The organism is Paenibacillus sp. 01T431 (assembly GCF_056398625.1).
Genome location: NZ_JBFTPT010000016.1, coordinates 17,446 through 35,630, shown reverse-complemented (window position 1 = coordinate 35,630; position 18,185 = coordinate 17,446). Strand labels below are relative to the sequence as shown.

Annotated in this window: 12 protein-coding genes; 9 read left to right on the top strand and 3 right to left on the bottom strand. The window is 45.1% G+C overall.

The window, feature by feature from the left end:
• The first annotated feature begins 5 nt into the window (after positions 1-5).
• Positions 6-1,691: a type 2 periplasmic-binding domain-containing protein gene (locus AC1DM9_RS26115; protein WP_339207061.1), complete on the top strand. Its 1,686-nt coding sequence runs from the start codon at positions 6-8 to the stop codon at positions 1,689-1,691.
• Between the two features lie 653 nt (positions 1,692-2,344).
• A complete protein-coding gene (locus tag AC1DM9_RS26110) occupies positions 2,345-2,533 on the top strand; it encodes a hypothetical protein (protein WP_477510496.1) in 189 nt (62 codons plus the stop codon).
• Between the two features lie 250 nt (positions 2,534-2,783).
• Here AC1DM9_RS26110 and AC1DM9_RS26105 read toward each other — a convergent pair whose 3' ends face one another.
• Positions 2,784-3,407, bottom strand: a complete 624-nt coding sequence (locus AC1DM9_RS26105) for a sensor domain-containing protein (RefSeq protein WP_477583010.1) — start codon at positions 3,405-3,407, stop codon at positions 2,784-2,786.
• A 129-nt stretch (positions 3,408-3,536) separates the two neighbouring features.
• Entirely contained in the window at positions 3,537-7,085 is a 3,549-nt protein-coding gene (locus tag AC1DM9_RS26100) for an Npt1/Npt2 family nucleotide transporter (RefSeq protein ID WP_477583008.1), read from the bottom strand.
• 328 nt (positions 7,086-7,413) lie between these two features.
• Here AC1DM9_RS26100 and AC1DM9_RS26095 point away from each other — a divergent pair, with 328 nt between their 5' ends.
• The 4 genes from AC1DM9_RS26095 to AC1DM9_RS26080 all read left to right on the top strand — a co-directional run bounded on the left by AC1DM9_RS26095 (position 7,414) and on the right by AC1DM9_RS26080 (position 11,899).
• Positions 7,414-9,369, top strand: coding sequence for an ABC transporter substrate-binding protein (locus AC1DM9_RS26095; protein WP_477583006.1), 1,956 nt, complete (start codon positions 7,414-7,416; stop codon positions 9,367-9,369).
• Positions 9,370-9,447: 78 nt separating this feature from the next.
• Entirely contained in the window at positions 9,448-10,458 is a 1,011-nt protein-coding gene (locus tag AC1DM9_RS26090) for a FecCD family ABC transporter permease (RefSeq protein ID WP_477583004.1), read from the top strand.
• Positions 10,451-11,449, top strand: a complete 999-nt coding sequence (locus AC1DM9_RS26085; protein ID WP_477583002.1) for a FecCD family ABC transporter permease — start codon at positions 10,451-10,453, stop codon at positions 11,447-11,449. The genes AC1DM9_RS26090 and AC1DM9_RS26085 overlap by 8 nt, the downstream gene beginning before the upstream one ends.
• A gap of 123 nt (positions 11,450-11,572) precedes the next feature.
• Entirely contained in the window at positions 11,573-11,899 is a 327-nt protein-coding gene (locus tag AC1DM9_RS26080) for a pyrophosphohydrolase domain-containing protein (RefSeq protein ID WP_441884227.1), read from the top strand.
• A 78-nt stretch (positions 11,900-11,977) separates the two neighbouring features.
• On the opposite strand, the gene AC1DM9_RS26075 is transcribed toward AC1DM9_RS26080, so the two are convergent.
• Positions 11,978-12,814 (bottom strand): SHOCT domain-containing protein, encoded by an 837-nt coding sequence (locus tag AC1DM9_RS26075; protein WP_477583000.1) that lies wholly within the window; start codon positions 12,812-12,814, stop codon positions 11,978-11,980.
• Between the two features lie 186 nt (positions 12,815-13,000).
• On the opposite strand from AC1DM9_RS26075, the gene AC1DM9_RS26070 reads away from it, so the two are divergent.
• From AC1DM9_RS26070 to AC1DM9_RS26060, 3 genes are all read left to right on the top strand, one after another.
• On the top strand, positions 13,001-14,929 hold the full coding sequence (locus AC1DM9_RS26070; RefSeq protein WP_477582998.1) for a 3'-5' exonuclease: 1,929 nt from the start codon (positions 13,001-13,003) through the stop codon (positions 14,927-14,929).
• A gap of 158 nt (positions 14,930-15,087) precedes the next feature.
• Positions 15,088-16,917 carry a sensor histidine kinase gene (locus tag AC1DM9_RS26065; RefSeq protein ID WP_477582996.1) on the top strand — a complete coding sequence of 610 codons (1,830 nt, stop codon included), beginning with the start codon at positions 15,088-15,090 and terminating at the stop codon, positions 16,915-16,917.
• Complete coding sequence (locus tag AC1DM9_RS26060; protein WP_477582994.1) at positions 16,898-18,049, top strand: response regulator; 1,152 nt, start codon at positions 16,898-16,900, stop codon at positions 18,047-18,049. The genes AC1DM9_RS26065 and AC1DM9_RS26060 overlap by 20 nt, the downstream gene beginning before the upstream one ends.
• Positions 18,050-18,185: the final 136 nt, after the last annotated feature.

Here is an 18,185-nt window from a genome sequence, read left to right as displayed (position 1 = left end):
GAAAAATGGCTAAATTCAAAAAAGCAGGGCTTCTACTTGCAGCTTTGGGACTCGTTTTCGTTACAGCTTGCAGCGGTAATACCGGCAAGAACGTAAACAAAGAAGAGTCAGGTTCAACGAATACTAGTACTAGTACAGCTGATAGCGCATTCGCCGCTGGCAAATACGATCCACCGATTGAAATCAGCACCGTATTGATGCCGATTAAGAACTATGGCGGTAAAGGCGATACGAAGGAAAACAACGTCCACGATCGTTGGATGCTTGAAACACTTGGTATTAAACATAAGGATACTTGGTATCCAGCAAGTGATGATCAATACAGACAAAAGCTTCAACTTGCTATTTCTTCAGGCGAGAAGCTTCCGGATTTTGTAAAGGTACCAACAAACGCTGTATTGACTAACCAACTTATCGATTCTGGTCAATTTATTGCAATTGATGAGCTGTTTGACAAGTACGCAACAAAAGTTTGGAAGGACCATGCTGAGAAAAACCCTGAGCTTTGGTATCCCTTCACAAGAGACGGCAAGAAATACAATGTGCCATTGATGGAGTACACGAACAATGACAACACGCTGCTTTGGCTTCGTGAAGATTGGATGGAGAAGCTGAAACTAGAGGCTCCAAAAACAATTGCAGATCTAGAAGTCATTATGGACAAATTCAAAAACGAAAACCCTGACGGCCTAGCGCCAAAAGATGTTTATCCACTAGCGATTTCTTTGAAAGGCGCTACGAACACTTGGATGGGCGGACTTGATTGGTTATTCGGTGCTTACGGTTCTGTTCAAGAGCAATGGAACAAAGATAAAGACGGAAATCTTGAATACGGTTCCGTAAATCCAGGAGCAAAAGCAGCACTTGCGAAGCTTCAAGAATGGATGAACAAAGGTTATATCCATGCAGACTCCGCTTTGTGGGATGAAGGCAAGTCAGCAGAAAGCTGGACAAAAGGCGCAGCAGGCATCTTGCCAGGCGCAAACTGGGTACCAGATTGGCCGGCTCCAGATTTGTTGAAAAACGTACCAGGCTCCAAATATAAAGCTTACCCGGTACCTGCAGGTCCGGACGGTTACATGGGTACAAAATGGCAGAACTCTGGCGTAAACGCTAGTATTATGATCAACAAGGATGCGAAGCATCCGGAAGCTATTTTCTTGTACTACAACTACTTGCTTGAAAACCTAGCGAATCCTACGGTTGGAAGCAAATATGAGCATGGCTTTGCTCAAGGCTATGACTGGGATATCGTAGACGGTCAACCAACGAGCAACAAGGATAAAATCCCTGGATTTACGAACGAATTCCCGTTCATTACAGGTCCGGCTCGTATTCCTGATCTATTTATGACAACTTTGGTTAAGCTTGCTGACGGAGCTGCTCCGGAAACACCTTACGAGAAACAAACGGCTGAATTCCGCAAACCTGAAAACTGGTATGCAGCAAAAGTCGTTATGGATCAAAAGGATATTCGCAAACAAAACTACTTTACAGGTGCAGCAACAGAAACAATGGTTTCGAAATGGAATTTGCTACGTCAATCCGAGATGGAAACGTTCAACAAAATCATCTACGGCAAATTGCCGGTTGATGCTTTCGATGAGTTTGTATCCAGCTGGAAAGCAAATGGCGGAGACCAAATCACGAAAGAAGTTAATGAGTGGTTCCAATCCGTTTCTAAAAAATAAAGATCTTGGCCCGCAGAGTCTTCTGCGGGCTTTTTTTTGTGTGATGGGTTATGCGGTGCGAATGGGGGAGGAGGTGGGTGGAATGAACAAGATAAAAAGGGGGAGAGAGCGGGTGGTGCTTGCGAGGTGGAATGTTGTTTATGGAGCGGTGTTGGCGGTGAGTAGATAGTTAGTAAGTCAGTAATTCAGTAAGTGAATGATTAAATGAATGAATGTCGGACGCTCATGTGCGGAACTTTGATAGCGGGTAGTCTGTAGTGGACTAGTGGGTGTGAAACGGTAATGGTGGTATGTTTGTAACGGACGCTCATGTGTGGAATTGTGCTCGCGGGTTGTGTGTAGTGGACAATTGGTTGTAGAACAGTAATGGTGGTGTGCTTATAGCGGACGCTTATGTGCGGAACTATGCTCGCGGGTTGTGTGTAGTGGACAATTGGTTGTGGAACAGTAATTGTGTATGCTTATAGCGGACGCTCATGTGCGGAATTGTGCTTGCGGGTTGTATGTAGTGGACTATTAAGAGTGGAACGGCAATGGTGGTGTGTTTGTAGCGGACGCTCATGTGTGGAATTGTGCTAGCGGGTTGTGTGTAGTTAGTGGACAATTAGTTGTGGAACAATAATGGTGGTGTGTTTGGGCCGGGAGCAGCGCGGATGTTGTGTGTGTGGCAAATGATTCGTTGTAGAATGCTGCTAAGTGGATGGATGAAGCAGACCTGCTTGAGCGTAACGGACACCAGAGCGCTTATTTGTGTAGAATCGGCTGTTTTTGTAGAGCTAACGGACATATGTTCCGCTATTTGGGCTAAAGTGCTTGAATTTATTGTCTTTTTACTAGAATAACGGATCCTATGTCCGTTAAAATCCAGATTAGACGTAATTATTGGAAATAACGGAACCTATGTCCGTTAGGTGCAAGCCTAAGAATGCCTAGAACCGTTTTAAGCTTGTGGTTGTTGAGAATAACGGCATCTATGTCCGTTATTTCGAGTATGCAGCATTCGTAAAAAATAGCTGTTCCAGCACCGCAATTGACATCGTGATAATGTGCTAATAAAGGTGCTGGGTTTGTTTGTATGATGTAACGTAGAGGCTAAATGGACTTCGAAATCATCTGAATATATGCGGCATACATACGTCCTAGCGCTCGCAATAACATCGGCTGCACAAATACGAGCACTAAGCCGATCCCGCCAGCTATCCAAGAGCGCTGAGCAGAAGTAATCTCTGCGTAAAAAGGAAAGAAGGTCCAGGTGGACTGAAATAGATCAAAGTTGAAGAAATCTGCACTCACCTTATAGGCAAATGGGGAAAGCATGACTGCATAGGCGGTAACCGGCAGGACAATCCCTAATGTAAACCCGGTAATACCAATCGGAAGCTGCAATAGGCTGTACAGAATACCTTGGTAGGTTTGACCTTTTCCAAGAAGACGAAACAATGACCGCGAGCCTTCCCAGCTAAGGGATAGTTGATCGTCTACCCGATCAAGCGATTGGGAACTACCTCGATACCAAGCTAGAGTAGATTGCTGTTCCTTGACCATCATCCAGCGACACGCTGCAAGTGTCGCCCACAACATGGGCAACCCAACCCACAAGATGATCAGCGGCAAGCTTACTGATAAACCTGTAACAGCTATTACAAATGCTATGATTCCTTTCGGAAGCGACATTAGAAGCATGGCCCAAGCTTTTAAGGCACTTTGTTTTTGCATGTTTAAACCCCTCTCATACCAACACTTCCTTCAGTATAGAGGGATCATTCTACTTAAGCATTGATCCAAAGACTGGATAGCGTGCTCGACTTTGGTCTAGTATTCTTATCGTTTTTTTGGAAAATAAACTCAGACCAACCGCTCTGTATCCTGCGTTCTCTCAACCAACACGCGCATTAAGCCTTTTAAAACATGAATTTTTTGGAAGCAAAAAGCAAATACCTGCTCTCTAGTCAGCTCCAGCAAGATGGTGCGGCTAATGGCTGTACAATCGGCGGAACGCGGCTGTCCGTCGATGATGGCCATCTCACCAAAGCATTGCCCGACCTCGAGTGTTGCAAGCTGCTCAGATCCTTTGTGCACTTGCACTTTCCCCTCAATAATTCCGTACATGGTGTCACCATCCTCACCAATGCCACAAATTCTCTCACCGGGCTCATACACGGATTCTTCCACCATTCGAGCAAGCTTTATAAAATCTTCTTGTGAGCAGTGGGCAAAAAGGCTAATCTTCTGCAGGACTAGAATACGCCTAATAATCGTCTCGTTTCGGTCTTCAGCTTCAATTGACGCAAGAGCATGATCCTCGACAACGGCTTCTTCTATAGCAGCATCCAGAACGGCTCTTGAAACCTTCTCATTGGTGTTGCGCAATCGCAGCGACAACTGCTTCATCAGCTCCATAGCAATTTCGGTTCGATCAAAAATCATTTCGTAAAATGTACTCGAAGTCAGCTCGTATAGGACGACATCCTCTTCCGCTATAACGGTTGCAGAGCGAACTCTTTGTGTGATGACGCTTATCTCGCCAAAATAATCGTAAGCGCTGAGCTCATTAATTTTGTGGCCATGGATATAAATGCCTGTACGGCCTTGTTCAATAAGATAGAGAGAGTCACCAGGATCTCCTTCGCGAACAATTTCGACTCCTTTTCTTATCCATACCTTTTGCAGGCGCATCGCGATGTTGAAGAAATCACGACCTGTTAAACCAGCGAACAACGCTACACGTTTGAGCAAATGAATTTGTTTCATAAGTGAATCCTGCTCAAGCTTATCGTCTGATTGTGTTAAATAATCAATATTTAGATTAATCCAGGGATCGTTTTGATCATAAAACCACTGTATTGCTTCTTTAACATGCAATTCAGAGGGAGCTTCTTCTCCGGGAGTGGGAGACGATGAAATGATTTTTGTCATGTCAGTCCGCAATTTCCCTTTAAGCAGCTGGTCAATTACTTCAATGGCATTAGCCTGCTGCCTAGCGTTGCCATCCTGCCAATTGGCATACACAGCGTGAATGGACCTTGAGTCATAAAGAAAGGACAGCAGCTGAAAAATCCTTTTTACATGACGAACCCGCATCTGTTCAATCGCCTCAGCTAGATCACTCATACGATCTGTATTACCGATAAGTGCAAGTTGCTCCACCCATTTAAAATAATAGGAAATCTCCTGATCGATCAAATGCTCAGCATGTTTTTTGTCAACTTGATTGGTTCCAGCATGAATCCGAGTTGCAGACTCAAGTGTTTTCTCCCTAAGCTCGCTGGAAAAGAGCAGATAATGCCTCAATAAGGCATCAAGTGCAGCTTGTGTTCCAATTTCCTCTAATACGCGTGGCAAATGAAGGTTAAGCTCTTTCGCAGTCATGCGGCTTTCAAGTATAGGAATGATAATGGCCTCATCATAGCTTGTTAATGCAGCAGTAGCTTGAAGCCTGACCTTGCTATCATCAAGAAGCGGAATAATGAACTGAACCAGCTCGGGTACTCGCAATGTGGAAGCAGACTCCAATGCCCGTATACGAACGAGATGGGAGGAGTCCTCGAACATCGGAATCAACGGTTTGTAAAAGCTGGCAATGCCAATTTGTCCGAACAGGCCTGCCATGGCAATACGCTCTTCTTCCTGTCCATTTTTGAGCAGCTCCTTTAATACGCCGACGGCTTGGAACATGCCTTCTATGCCATAATATTTAATTAATCCGACGATGGCTGCTGCTCGTATATGAACATCCTCATCATGCAGATAGGCAGTAATGCGATCTAATTGCTCTTCCAGCGCATAGGCAGATAAGGCAAGGATGGCATGGGCGCGAATGGTAACTGATGATGAAGAAAGATGGGCTTCAAGCTTCTTTTCACCAAGGGCAGGCGTGCTTAATTGAAGGTATTTTAACGCTTCGATCTGCAGCTCCTGAACGGGATGCTGCAGTAGAGGCGTGATCTGCTCATTCATATCAAACTCTTGAATGCCGCTAAGAATCGCAAAAGCATATAAAGCCTGCTGCTTGTCGTGCCTATGCAGCGCTGACGCTAAAATTTGAATGCTCGCAGGATCTACGAAATCCGGCTCATCTTGCAGGTCCATGCTTTTCGATTGCAGAGTTGATAAAAGCATGCTTAAATAGTTTTTCTTAATTTTTATCGCCGCAACTATACAGCAGCCAATCAACGCAAGAATAAAATAACTGAATTGCTCAATCGCGAACCATTGCGAAAGCACAATAAGACTGATTGCCGCGATTCCTTTGGCACCATTTCGTACGATGCCATCGAGGAAACCTTTGGCTCTGCCGCGCCATTCGGGAGCAACGGGAAACATAATGAGCTGACTTACGGAGGAGTATATCGTATCGCCAAGCACCTTATCGCTTGCTTTAACTGCAGTTGCAATAGCAAGCACAGGCATGAAGAGGAGAGCGAAGCTTCCTGTAAACAAGACGATCGGAAAAACAAGAATGGCAGTCATGACACCGTAGCGGGTTATCATTTTGCCGGAAATGAATAATTGAACAACTAGCGCGAGCAATCCCGCAAATCCATAAAAGCTGCCCATAAAGCTGGCGAGCTCTTCATTTTGCAAGGTGCCGCGAAGAATAACTTTGAATTGATAATCAATAAGCGTAAGCGAGATTGTGAGCGTACCGGCCATGATCGCCACATATTTAAGATGAGGTACGCTTTGGAATAAGCCTTGTTTCTCTTCAACGGCTCGCGTTTGTGCTTTAGATAATTTTTTAATAGTAGTTTTAATCGCGAAAAACTCGGCAGGATTTGGCACTCCTCGCAGAAGCTTAAGGACAAATAGCAGGCAAAGCAGCTGTGCAGCAGCATAGATGAAGATTAAATTTTCGGTTCCTAACGGCTGCACCAGCAGCTTTAGACCAAAGCCGCTCACAATACCGCCAACGAGTCCACCGCTTCCTACAAAACCAATCATGCGTTTCGCTTTGCGCTGATCCATAATGGAGGTCGCGAACTGCCAGAAGCAGACGATCATCAGAAAGTTTAGTACATCGTATCCGACGTAAATGACGGGAAAAATCCAGCTAAAGCCAATCCCGACAGCGAGTCGCGAAAGAAGCGCGAGCATAGAAGCAATGATTATAACTCTAACAACGAGTTGATCGGTGCGGAAGCGTCCGCATAGCTTTTGGTATATAAATCCGGTTAAGAGAAGGGTGGCTGCTTGGGGCAAATACATATACGATAAGACGGATGCGTCGTATCTGCTGAGAAATAAAGTATCTGCTGCTGTTCGACTGATAGTAGAAGCAGCGACGATGAAAAACAGATAACCGAATAAATAAAATATTTTGCTATATTCCGTTCGATCGGATTGAAATTGACGGGAGAGCAGAGTGAATGGATTAACGATACTTTTCTTAGACATGATACTTGTTCCTCTCCGTTTCTCTTCCTGTCCGCAATAGCTTAAGAAGAATAGTATATATGAAGAAAATACATATTGGAACAAAATTTGCTAGAATGCTGCGCGATACGTATGGTCTGTTGAATATGTAGAAATGTTATGCCATTGATGCATCATATACGGCGAAAAGTAAAATAAACGCAAATTGGAGCCAATAGTAGATTCTTTGCTGAAAATAATGTCATGATTTACGCTGTCAGACATTGCAAATGATAATCGTTATCATTTATAATGATAATGAATGTTTATATGTAATGCTTTCACAGGGAGAAGGGAGTGATCCGACACGATGAAAATGAGTGATCACCTAATGTTATGGAATCATGCTTCGATCAAAGTGATGGATATACGCCATACGGTCATGGAACCAGGCGAGGAGCTGCGATCGTATCGCTTGCCAACCAGCGCTTTTTTTTATGCGATTCGCGGCAGTGCGCAGATGTGGTCGGATGGAACGATGCACATGGTGAATCGATTTCATGTTTTGCATGGCGGCAAAGGAATGTGCCTTGATATTACCGCTCATGATGCTTTTGAATATTATATGATTTTTTATAAAGCTATTCTCTCTTTGCCTTCTCGCCAACCTTTAATGAAGCTAATGGAGACGGAGAACCCATTCCAACTGCAATATAGCTTTGTACCTCATTATCCGATCCCCTTATATCATAGTGTTGAGCTAATGAGCAAGGAATGGCGTGAGCCAGAACTGTTGGAGAAATTACATATAAAAATGCTATTCTATCAATTTGCCTATGAGCTTTTAAGTCAAATGAGCAGCCAAAACGTGAAGACCCAAAAGGTGGACCTCGTGTCACAGGTGGTTCGTTATATTCATGAGCACTCTTCAGACCGAGTGACATTGGACGAGCTTGCAGAGCTGCTGGATTGCAGCGTCAGTTACTTATCAAGAAAATTCAAGCATGCGACAGGTAAAAGTCCCATTGAGTATTTGATTGCTGTTCGAATCGACAAAGCTAAGGAACTTTTGCAAAATACAGATGCAACGCTGCAAGAAATAGCCGAGAGCGTAGGTTTCTCAGATGACAGTTATTTCAATCGCATGTTCAAAAAACATGTAGGCATGTCGCTTGGTCAATTTAAAGCAAAGGTTCAAAATAATCCTGTGGATCGTTCAAGATATACAATTGTCCCACGCAGAATCAGGCGTTATAGTGGTAATGGTTATGAAAATCATTATCAATACAAGAAAGTGGGAATATTCAAAATGTATAGAGGATCAAGAACACCAATGGCTGCATCATTATTGCTTTGCTTTGTTTTATTTCTCAGCGCCTGCTCTGCGGGTACGTCAAATACGAGTTCAACAAATGGAGGATCGTCTGCACCAACCACTAATGTGTCTGAAGCAGCTGCAACCGACTCCACACCAGCAAATGTTACCCGCGTAGTAAAACATGCGATGGGGGAAGCAACGATAACTGGCGCGCCTGAGCGTGTTGTCATACTTACAAACGAAGGAACGGAAGCGCTTCTTGCCGTTGGCATTAAACCGATCGGCGCGGTGCAATCTTGGATTGGCGACCCTTGGTACGACCATATCAAAGATGAGATGCAGGACGTTACCGTTGTAGGCGATGAACTTCAGCCGAATATTGAAATGATCGCGAGCCTGAAGCCAGATCTAATAATCGGGAACAAGGTGAGACAGGAAAAAATATATGATCAGCTAAGCCAAATCGCGCCGACCGTATTCGCAGAGGACTTGGTTGGAGATTGGAAAATCAACTTTAAGCTTTATATGGAAGCCGTGGATAAGACGGAAGAGGGCGAAAAGGCGATGGCTGATTTCGACAAGCGTGTTGCTGAAGTGAAAGCGAAGCTAGGCACCAAGGCCGATACCAAAATTTCGGTTGCTCGCTTCTCTGCTTCTCAGGTACGAATCTATCAGAAGCAAACCTTCTCGGGCGTACTCTTAAATGATTTAGGATTTGCACGGCCTGAGTCACAGGATAAGGATTCATTTATTGAAGTGATGTCCAAAGAAACGATTCCAAGCATGGATGGGGATGTATTATTCTACTTCGTCACGGAGGCAGCAGGGAAGACAGATGCATCCAAGGTGGTAGAGGAGTGGATGAACGATCCATTATTCAAAAAACTAAATGTCGTGCAAAACAACAAGGTAATAAAAGTAGATGAAGCGATTTGGAATTCTGCTGGAGGCTACAAGGCTGCAAATTTATTGCTCGATGAGATTGTTGCCTATTTTGATGTAAAGTAGCTTAGCATTGTTAGTCAGCAAGCTGACGTCGTGACTATCAGACGTCAGCTTGTTTTTGATGAAAGGGGTGAAGTTAACATGGCATTAAGGCTCCATAGCCGCAAAAAAAAGCTGGTGAGCCTGGGGGCAGGCGCGGTGTTGCTGCTCATCGGTATGCTCGTTAGTATTCTATATGGCATCCATCTATTCGAATTAAAAGATTTATGGCGTGCCTATACGCAATTTGATGGTTCGGATGCACATTTAATTATTAGAAATACGCGAGTTCCTCGAGCATTAATTGCGGCAGCAGTAGGGGCGAGTCTTGCTATTGCGGGTGCAATCATGCAAGTGTTAACCAAAAATCCGTTAGCTTCTCCATCTATATTTGGCATCAATTCAGGCGCTGTTCTATTTATTGTTGTCAGCTTGGCTATGCTGGGCTCCTCACTAACCATGAACGGAATGGTTTGGATTGCTTTAGCAGGCGCAGCCACTACTTCTTTGCTTGTTTTTACACTGGGAATGCAGGGCAGAAGCGGGTTTGAGCCGATTAAGCTTACGTTGGCCGGAGCTTCTGTAGCTGCATTTGCATCCTCTCTATCCTCAGGCATTATGCTGATAAATAAAGAATCTCTTGATTCTGCATTGTTTTGGATGGTTGGCTCTGTATCTGGGAGACAATTAACTCATCTAACTATTGTGTTTCCGTATATGCTGCTAGGATGGGTCCTAGCGCTGCTATTGGCAGGCTCTTTAAACGTTATGGCTTTGGGCGATGATAGTGCCAAAGGCCTTGGCCAGCGAATGATGCTTATACGGGTTGTATCTGTCCTTGCTGTTGTACTTCTAGCAGGAAGCTCGGTAGCGGTGGCGGGGCCAATTGCGTTCATTGGATTAATTGTGCCTCATCTTTGCAGATACATATTTGGAAATGACTATCGCTGGCTATTGCCCTATTGTGGGCTGGTAGGAGCAATTATCCTCGTATTTGCTGATATTGCTTCACGGTTTATCCTTATGCCCAAGGAGGTGCCTGTAGGTGTCGCTACTGCGCTTATTGGTGTTCCTTTCTTGATTTATGTGGCGAGAAGGAGTAAACATGCATAGAGGAATAGGGAAATCTATCTTAATACTCGCTATATTAAGCATCGCACTGATTGCTTTGTCTATTCTTTGTTTATCCATAGGCGGTGTAAGCATTCCTGTTAAGGAAATCTTCCTTTCACTGCTGGGTAAAAATAAAGAGGGCAGCGACTTAATTATTATGCAGTTTCGTATGCCGCGAATTGTGGCAGCTGTTTTAGTCGGCGCTGCCTTGGCGGTTGCTGGTGCTGTGCTTCAAGGCGTGATACGGAATCCGCTTGCATCACCAGATTTGCTGGGTGTGACCGGAGGGGCGTCAGTTGCGGTTGTAGCTTTTATGACGCTATTCACAGGATACAGTGTTCACTGGATTCCTTTTATAGCTGTCGCGGGGGCCTTCGTTATTGCTGCTCTAAACTATTCGCTAGCTTGGAAAAATGGGGTTTCACCGTTCAGGCTCGTGCTTATTGGTATTGGCATATCGACTGCTATGGGGGCACTTACGATATTTCTGCTTATTAGCGGACCAGCCTATTTGGCTGCGCAAGTGCTGAACTGGATGACCGGAAGCATCTACGGGACGAGTTGGAAGTATATTGAGGTGTTGTGGCCTTGGGTCGCCATCTTCATTCCATTATCCATTCTCTATGCAAAAGAGCTGAACGTACAATCCTTAGGTGAAGCAACAGCCATCGGACTAGGCAGCCGACTTCAATTAAGCCGCATGATCCTGCTGTTCTATAGCGTAGCGCTTGCAGGGGCAGCGGTCGGAATTGCTGGAACTATTTCCTTTTTAGGATTATTGGCGCCACATATGGCTAGAAAGCTTATCGGCCATTCTTATAAACTAGTAATCCCAGTATCCGCTCTTCTGGGTGCGATGATTTTGCTATTGGCTGATCTGGCGGGGAGAACGCTTTTCCAACCGCTTGATATACCAGCCGGCGTCTTTACCGCAGGTATAGGCGCTCCGTTCTTTATGTACCTTTTGTTTAAACGGAAAGCTTTTAAATGATGTTGTTCGCTCAAAAAAGAAGAACGGCGACCGATTATGGTCGCCGTTTTTTCTTGTATAATTCTTTTAGGAAGCTTTACAGCCAAGCAGGCTAAGAAAGTTAATATGACAAGGAGGCAAGCTATGCCCATTTATAATAAATTAGTCCGCGATCGGATTCCAGAAATCATAAAGCAGCAAGGCAAAACGTTCACTACGAGAATACTTGAGAACGAAGAGTATCTGAAAGAGCTGCGTACGAAGCTGGTAGAAGAGACGAATGAATACCTTGAAGCAGACTCTAAAACGGAATCGGTCGAGGAGCTGGCGGATATTATGGAGCTGCTTCATGCGCTTGCTGAATTCCACGACATAACGATTGAGAAGCTGGAGCAAATTCGTGTGGAGAAGGCTGAAAAGCGCGGAAGCTTTAAGGAACGGATATATCTTATGGAGGTGGAGGAGAGCTAGCTAAAAAGAAAATCCCCCGTATTCTGTACAATTCAGGGGGATTTTCCGTGCTAATAGCAGCAACGATTAAACATGCTGCTATCCTAATAGCCTTATTTTCTGCTGCTTAAATTCATCTTCCGTTATAAGATTATCTCTCAACAATGAGGAAAGTTTTAATAATTCATCGGCAACTGAAATTTGATTAGCGTTAGGCGGCTTATCCGTTTCATCCACTTGCTTAATTAAAAAACTCAACATAGCATGCCAATGCGTAATTTCATTATCAACGGATTTGAACATTATATTGTCTTTAGTAATGCCCTTTGGGAAATTCTCAAACGTAATGCGATGGAATGGTGTTGACATATTATTAACAACGATAAGAAGTTGAACTTTCTTGATTAGATCAAGAGTGGTTCTTGAAGCGCTTAGGCCACCAATAATAGCTCCAGTATTTCCAGCCATAGATCTGCCAAGCGAAGCTCTGCCAATGATGTCCGTTCGTGAGGAAGAGGTTACTGTAAAACTGTCATGAAGAATGGTTGACTGTAAAATATCTTTATAGAAGAAAATCTCGCATTTGTAATTGTATTCATTCTTGCTTAATAAAGGCTCAGTATTAGTCTCCTGATTATAAATGATACATATTTTTTTATTTGTTTCATCCAATGCAATATAGCTTTCTTTATCAACTGACATAAATTCTTGTGAAAGTTTAAAATCTTTTATGCCTGGCACCATATCTTTAATTTGTTTTTCAAGATTTATCGATAATTGATAATAATTTTTACTTTTCCGATTAGCGGCAGTAAGTGTGAATAATATAAAACCTGAAAATCCAATCAGCATGATGGTTTCATGACGCGCAAACATACCAATAATACCGACAAGCAAAAATACTGCCAAAAAAAATACAGATGGATTTCTATACATCGTTTCTCCCCTATCAAAAACGAACGCAAATGGTTGGATTTGATCATTCGTTTACTTATTAGGAATATCGTACCATGAAAATCTTCAATTTGTCATAACAATCTTCTCCCCATTTTCTCCTGCCAAACTCTCAAAGATGGTTTATACTAAAAACAACAGAAAAAATCGAATTCGAGGTGAAAGAGAATGGCTTATATGGTCCCAGAGGTTATCCGGACGAGTGCGACTGCTGGGGAGCGGTTATTGTTTCGTACGCTGAAGGATTATCTGCCGAGCGATTATGCGGTTTATTTTGAACCGGAAATTGGGGGAAATCGACCTGGCTTCGTAATCATAGGCCCAGATCTGGGATTGGTCGTTCTTGAAGTGAAGGACTATACGAGGTCTGCTCTATTCGAGGTTGATCGTGACGAGTGGCGTTTGCATGCATCTGGAGGTCAGATCGAAGCTGTGATGAACCCTTATCAAGAAGCAAGGGAGAGCTTGCGGCAGGTGGCGGGCGAGCTAAGAAATGATGACAGCCTCATTGAACAGAAAGGCAAATTTCAAGGACAGCTCAAATTTCCGAACGGCTTCGGAACGGCTTTTACACGGCTGAAGCAGAAGGATTTTATAGAAAATGGTTTGTACGATGTCATTGCAGAGCAATTTGTGCTTTGCCGCGACGAGATCGACCCTGAGGATGCTGGATTTACAGCCGATTTCCTCATTGAGAAGATCCATGGCATGTTTACGGCACGCAAGCGCAGCAGCTACATTTTATCGCAAGAGGAGATCAGGCAGATTCGTAATCACCTCATACCTGAGGCGCGGATCAGCGCGGAATTTCTGCAGCCTGCAAATCAGAAGCAACAGGAGCAGTTCGTGCTGTCGCATCACAATATTAAGGGTATGGATCTGCATCAGGAAAATATGGCAGAGCAGCTTGGCGATCGCCATCGGCTTATCCGCGGTGTGGCGGGGAGCGGGAAGACGCTTGTCCTCGCCAGCCGAGCCAAACATTTGGCCAATCATCATCCGGACTGGAAGATTCTAGTCCTCTGCAGCAGTATCGCCTTGTCCCGAAGTCTTCGGCAAATGATTGACCGGAAGATGGAGGAACCGGAGGATTTGCTTGATTGGATTAGACTAGCGGAGCAAAAGGAAGGCAAGACTCGCGACCAAAACGTCGAGGTCTATAATTTTCATGAGTGGCTGCGAGCAGTGCTGAACGTGAGAGATACGGATGTTGCTAAGCTTATTGGCAAGCTGGAGAAGAAGGAAGCTATTTTACCTACCTATGAAGCAATCCTTATTGATGAGGGTCAGGATTTTCAGCCAGAATGGCTTAAGCTTCTAAGTTATTTGCTTAATCCAGCGACACAAAATTTGCTGTTGGTTGAGGACCGGGCACAATCGTTCTTTAAACGGAAATCGAGCTTGCTGCAGGACACGGGGCTTGATTTTCGCGGACGTTCGCGCATTCTCTCCGTTAATTATCGCAACACGGCTCAAATCGCGCAGTTTGCTTGGGATTTCTATCAACGGCATTCTCTGTTTCAGAACAAGGTTCAGTACGGGGTGTCGAAAGGGGTAGAGATCATACCTCCTCAGAGTACACGGAGAAGCGGGCCTGAGCCAATATTGGAGCGTCGCGGGAGCTTTCAGGAAGAGATGAAGGCTGTCATTGAACAAATGCGATCCTTGCATGACCATCATAAGATTGCTTATTCAGAGATGGTCATCTTATACCGAGTAAAGGACAATTACTACTCCTCCTTCACGGATATGATCAAGAGGGCGCTTAAGGGGCAAGGCTTTCCCGTTTATTGGATCACAGAAAATGCCGATTTGAACCAGGAATCAGACATAGCCGGCGATGCGATTAATGTATCGGACATTGACAGTGTGAAGGGGCTCGATTTCCGAGCGGTCTTCATCGTAAATGCCGAGAACATGCCTTTCTCATTGGAAGAAGTGGAGGAGCGGGAAGTATCGCTGTTTTATATTGCTATGACACGCGCATTGGATTGGCTGCACATCTCCTACAGCGGGGATTCCAAGTTTACGCTTTATTTGGACGAAGTGCAGCAGCAGCGGCTGAAGCAGGAGCATGCTATAAAGAAGATGGGATGAAGCGAATGCTGATTCCAGTTGAAAAAAGGTTGTCCGAGAATGTATCGGGCAGCCTATTTTGCTGTCGTGAGCTTGAAGAGGGTTGGCTTTAGGCTTCACAAGGAATTTGAGGAACTTTGTCGAATGATAGACGAATCAAAAAAATGGGAGGCATCGTCATGGACACAAGACAATGGATGTCAATATTGCTATGCTTTGCGACCGCTGTAATGCTGTTCGTGGCGTTCCTCTCCTACCGGAAACGTCATTTGCAGATGGCGAGAACTATGATTTACATGATGACAGCGGCGTCCTTTTACGCTCTAGGCTACACGTTTGAAATTTTTAGCGACAGCTTAAGCGGTGTGAAGTTTTCTCTTCAGGTCGAGTACATCGGCATCCCCTTTGTCTCTGCATTTTGGCTACTGCTCGTTATCCAGTTTACAGGACTTGCGCCACGCTATCGGAAGCAGCTTGCGGTCTTGCTGTTTCTCGTCCCGACTGCGACTTTCCTCCTTCATCTCACTAACGATTGGCATCATCTTATTTACAAAGAATACGTCTTGAACACGATTAAGACGGTTCCCTTGTACAATACGGTGAAGGGCCCATGGTATTCCGTACACGCAATTTACAATTATACGATTCTGCTACTCGGCATTTTGTTGTTTTTTCCCATGTATTTACGCGCATTGCCTATTGTGCGAACACAGATTGTTGTCCTTATTTTGGGCGCGGCTGCTCCTATGCTGTTCAATATCGCCTACATGTTCAGCAAAGTCATCGATTTCACGCCGCTTGGTTTCGCAGTATCGGGCGTTGTTTATGCTTGGGGCATTTTCCGGTTTAGGCTGCTTCGTTTAACACCGCTTGCATATGCCAAAATGTTCGATACGATCCGCGACGGTGTTGTCCTGCTCGATTATGAGGATCAAATTGTGAACCACAATCGCGCAGCAGAAGAGGTATTTCCTGAGCTTGGCTCGGCAAAAAGTTTTCCTGCTTTCATCAAGGACTTGCTGCCAGACTGCCCTGAGCTGCTCGAGCGAATTGCCGCAACGGAATTCCGAGATGATCGGTTTTCGCTTCAGCGCTTGCAAGGCGATCGGCAAAGGTATTATATTTGCAGCTTGTCTTATATTTATGATACAGGTGTGACGCCTATCGGGAAAATGTTGATGCTCAGCGATATTACGGAGCTGAAGGAGAACGAGGAGAGGCTGCGCGAGAAGTCTGAACGGCTGTCTCGGCTGAATGCCTTCAAGGACAAGCTGTTTACCGTAATGGCTCACGATATCCGTGATCCGATCGCGCTTCTTGTTAGCTTGACTGAGCTGCTGGGCGATGAGCCGAGCGACACCGACATCGCGAATGCTGAAGTATTTCAAGAGATTAGGAGGCAAGTTCGCGGTACCTATCATCTCGTCGATAATCTGCTCGATTGGTATCGCAGTCAAAATGGGGAAGTAGCGTTTCGTCCGCTCACGTGGAATTTGCAGCAGGTAGTTCGCCAAGCGATTTCACTAGCCGGCACAAGAGCCGGCATGAAGAGCATTAGTATCTCAGAGCATATCGACGAGAGGCTGACAGTGAAAGCGGATAAAGAAATGCTCGATCTCATTTTCCGAAATTTGCTTTCAAATGCGATTAAGTACACGGACATCGGCGGGAAAATTGAGATAAACGCATCTATCGAACGGGATCAGGTGACGGTGACTGTACGTGATAATGGGAGTGGGATTGACGAAGAGACAGCGCAGCTGCTGCATCATGATGAGCTGTTTTTCAAGGAGCCTGGATTTGCTAGTCGAGAAGATGGTGGAGAGATGAGGTTTGGTCTCGTATTAACCCGAGAATTTCTTCGCATGCATGGCGGCAGTCTTAGATTCGATAGCTTGCCTGGCGTAGGTACAACATTCTTTTTTACGTTGTCCGGATCATCGAGTCGCGGCGGAACGATTGAAAGGGAAGGAACGGCGGTGATAGCTGATGAAAGTCATATTGATTGACGATGAGCCCGTCATGCATTTAATCATGCGGAAGATGCTCGTGAAATATGCTGAGCTTAAGGTGACAGGAACGTTTGTGAATACGGATGCTGCGGCTGCCTTTCTGAGCGAAAATCCCGACGTCGAGCTGGCGTTCGTGGATATCTCCATGCCCGGTGATAGTGGACTTACATTCGCCGCAAGGCTGGACGAAGCGGGCTGTAAGACACAAATCGTGTTTGTCACCTCGCATAAGGATTATGCGCTAGAAGCTTTTGAGTTGTCCGTGCTTGATTATTTGGTGAAGCCGGTGACTCAGGAGCGGCTGGAGCGGACGATTAACCGGGCACTGGAGAGCAGAAAAATCGTCCAACCGCTGCAGCAAGCAGATACTGCGATTCGGGGTATGAGCCGTGTCAGCGTTGCCACGCTGGGCGACTTTTTTGTGCGTAATGAATCAGGACGCGTAAAGTGGATTTCCAGCAAGAGTGCTGAACTCTTCGCCTATTTACTGCTGAATCGGGGTAGACGAATTTCGCGCTCCCGCCTGGTTGCAGATATATTCGCGGGTATGGCGAGCGTGAATGCCGAAAAATATTTAAATACAACCGTGTACCAGCTGCGTAAATCATTGGAGCCGATAGGGCTCCGGGAAGCTATTCGTTCTGAGAATGACGGTTATGCGCTGGAACTGGACGATGCAGTTATTGACTACGTTGAATTTGAGCGTCAAACGGAAAATCTGGGAAGTATCGACGCGGGCAACGTGGAAGAAGCACTGAACGTTGAAAGGCTCTACACGGGTGATTTGTTCGGCAGCAAAGCTTACGTATGGGCGATTCATGAGACAGATCGGCTGTCAGAGAGGTATGCATCTTTTGTCAAAAATGCAGCAGAGACGCTGCTCACCCTGTCGAACACGGCTGCGGCGTCGAAGCTTCTTCTGAAGCTGCATGGCCGTAATCCGCTTGAAGAATCGGTGGTCGAGCTGCTGATGAAGAAGCATGGACTGGACGGGGATAAGAAAGGGTTAACCGCACAATACACCGACTATGTGAGACTTCTAAAGCGGGAACTGGGCATTCGTCCATCCCAAGAGCTGCTTATGCTGTATGATTCTCTTGTCAGCGGACTTTCCGAAGTAGGAAAATAAATATTTTGAACAGGTTGCAAAAACCGCGAAGCCTTGATGCTGCGCGGTTTTTGTCGTTTTACGCGAAAATCTTTTATTATTCTTTCATCGCAGCCTATTAGACTTAAGCTTAAGTGCTGTTAACGTTGCCGAACTT

Excerpts from the sequence above, each read along its gene's own strand:
- AC1DM9_RS26115 (WP_339207061.1), top strand. The coding sequence starts at position 6 with ATGGCTAAATTCAAAAAAGCAGGGCTTCTACTTGCAGCTTTGGGACTC.
- AC1DM9_RS26110 (WP_477510496.1), top strand. The coding sequence starts at position 2,345 with ATGTTGTGTGTGTGGCAAATGATTCGTTGTAGAATGCTGCTAAGTGGA.
- AC1DM9_RS26105 (WP_477583010.1), bottom strand. The coding sequence starts at position 3,407 with ATGCAAAAACAAAGTGCCTTAAAAGCTTGGGCCATGCTTCTAATGTCG.
- AC1DM9_RS26100 (WP_477583008.1), bottom strand. The coding sequence starts at position 7,085 with ATGTCTAAGAAAAGTATCGTTAATCCATTCACTCTGCTCTCCCGTCAA.
- AC1DM9_RS26095 (WP_477583006.1), top strand. The coding sequence starts at position 7,414 with ATGAAAATGAGTGATCACCTAATGTTATGGAATCATGCTTCGATCAAA.
- AC1DM9_RS26090 (WP_477583004.1), top strand. The coding sequence starts at position 9,448 with ATGGCATTAAGGCTCCATAGCCGCAAAAAAAAGCTGGTGAGCCTGGGG.
- AC1DM9_RS26085 (WP_477583002.1), top strand. The coding sequence starts at position 10,451 with ATGCATAGAGGAATAGGGAAATCTATCTTAATACTCGCTATATTAAGC.
- AC1DM9_RS26080 (WP_441884227.1), top strand. The coding sequence starts at position 11,573 with ATGCCCATTTATAATAAATTAGTCCGCGATCGGATTCCAGAAATCATA.
- AC1DM9_RS26075 (WP_477583000.1), bottom strand. The coding sequence starts at position 12,814 with ATGTATAGAAATCCATCTGTATTTTTTTTGGCAGTATTTTTGCTTGTC.
- AC1DM9_RS26070 (WP_477582998.1), top strand. The coding sequence starts at position 13,001 with ATGGCTTATATGGTCCCAGAGGTTATCCGGACGAGTGCGACTGCTGGG.
- AC1DM9_RS26065 (WP_477582996.1), top strand. The coding sequence starts at position 15,088 with ATGGACACAAGACAATGGATGTCAATATTGCTATGCTTTGCGACCGCT.
- AC1DM9_RS26060 (WP_477582994.1), top strand. The coding sequence starts at position 16,898 with ATGAAAGTCATATTGATTGACGATGAGCCCGTCATGCATTTAATCATG.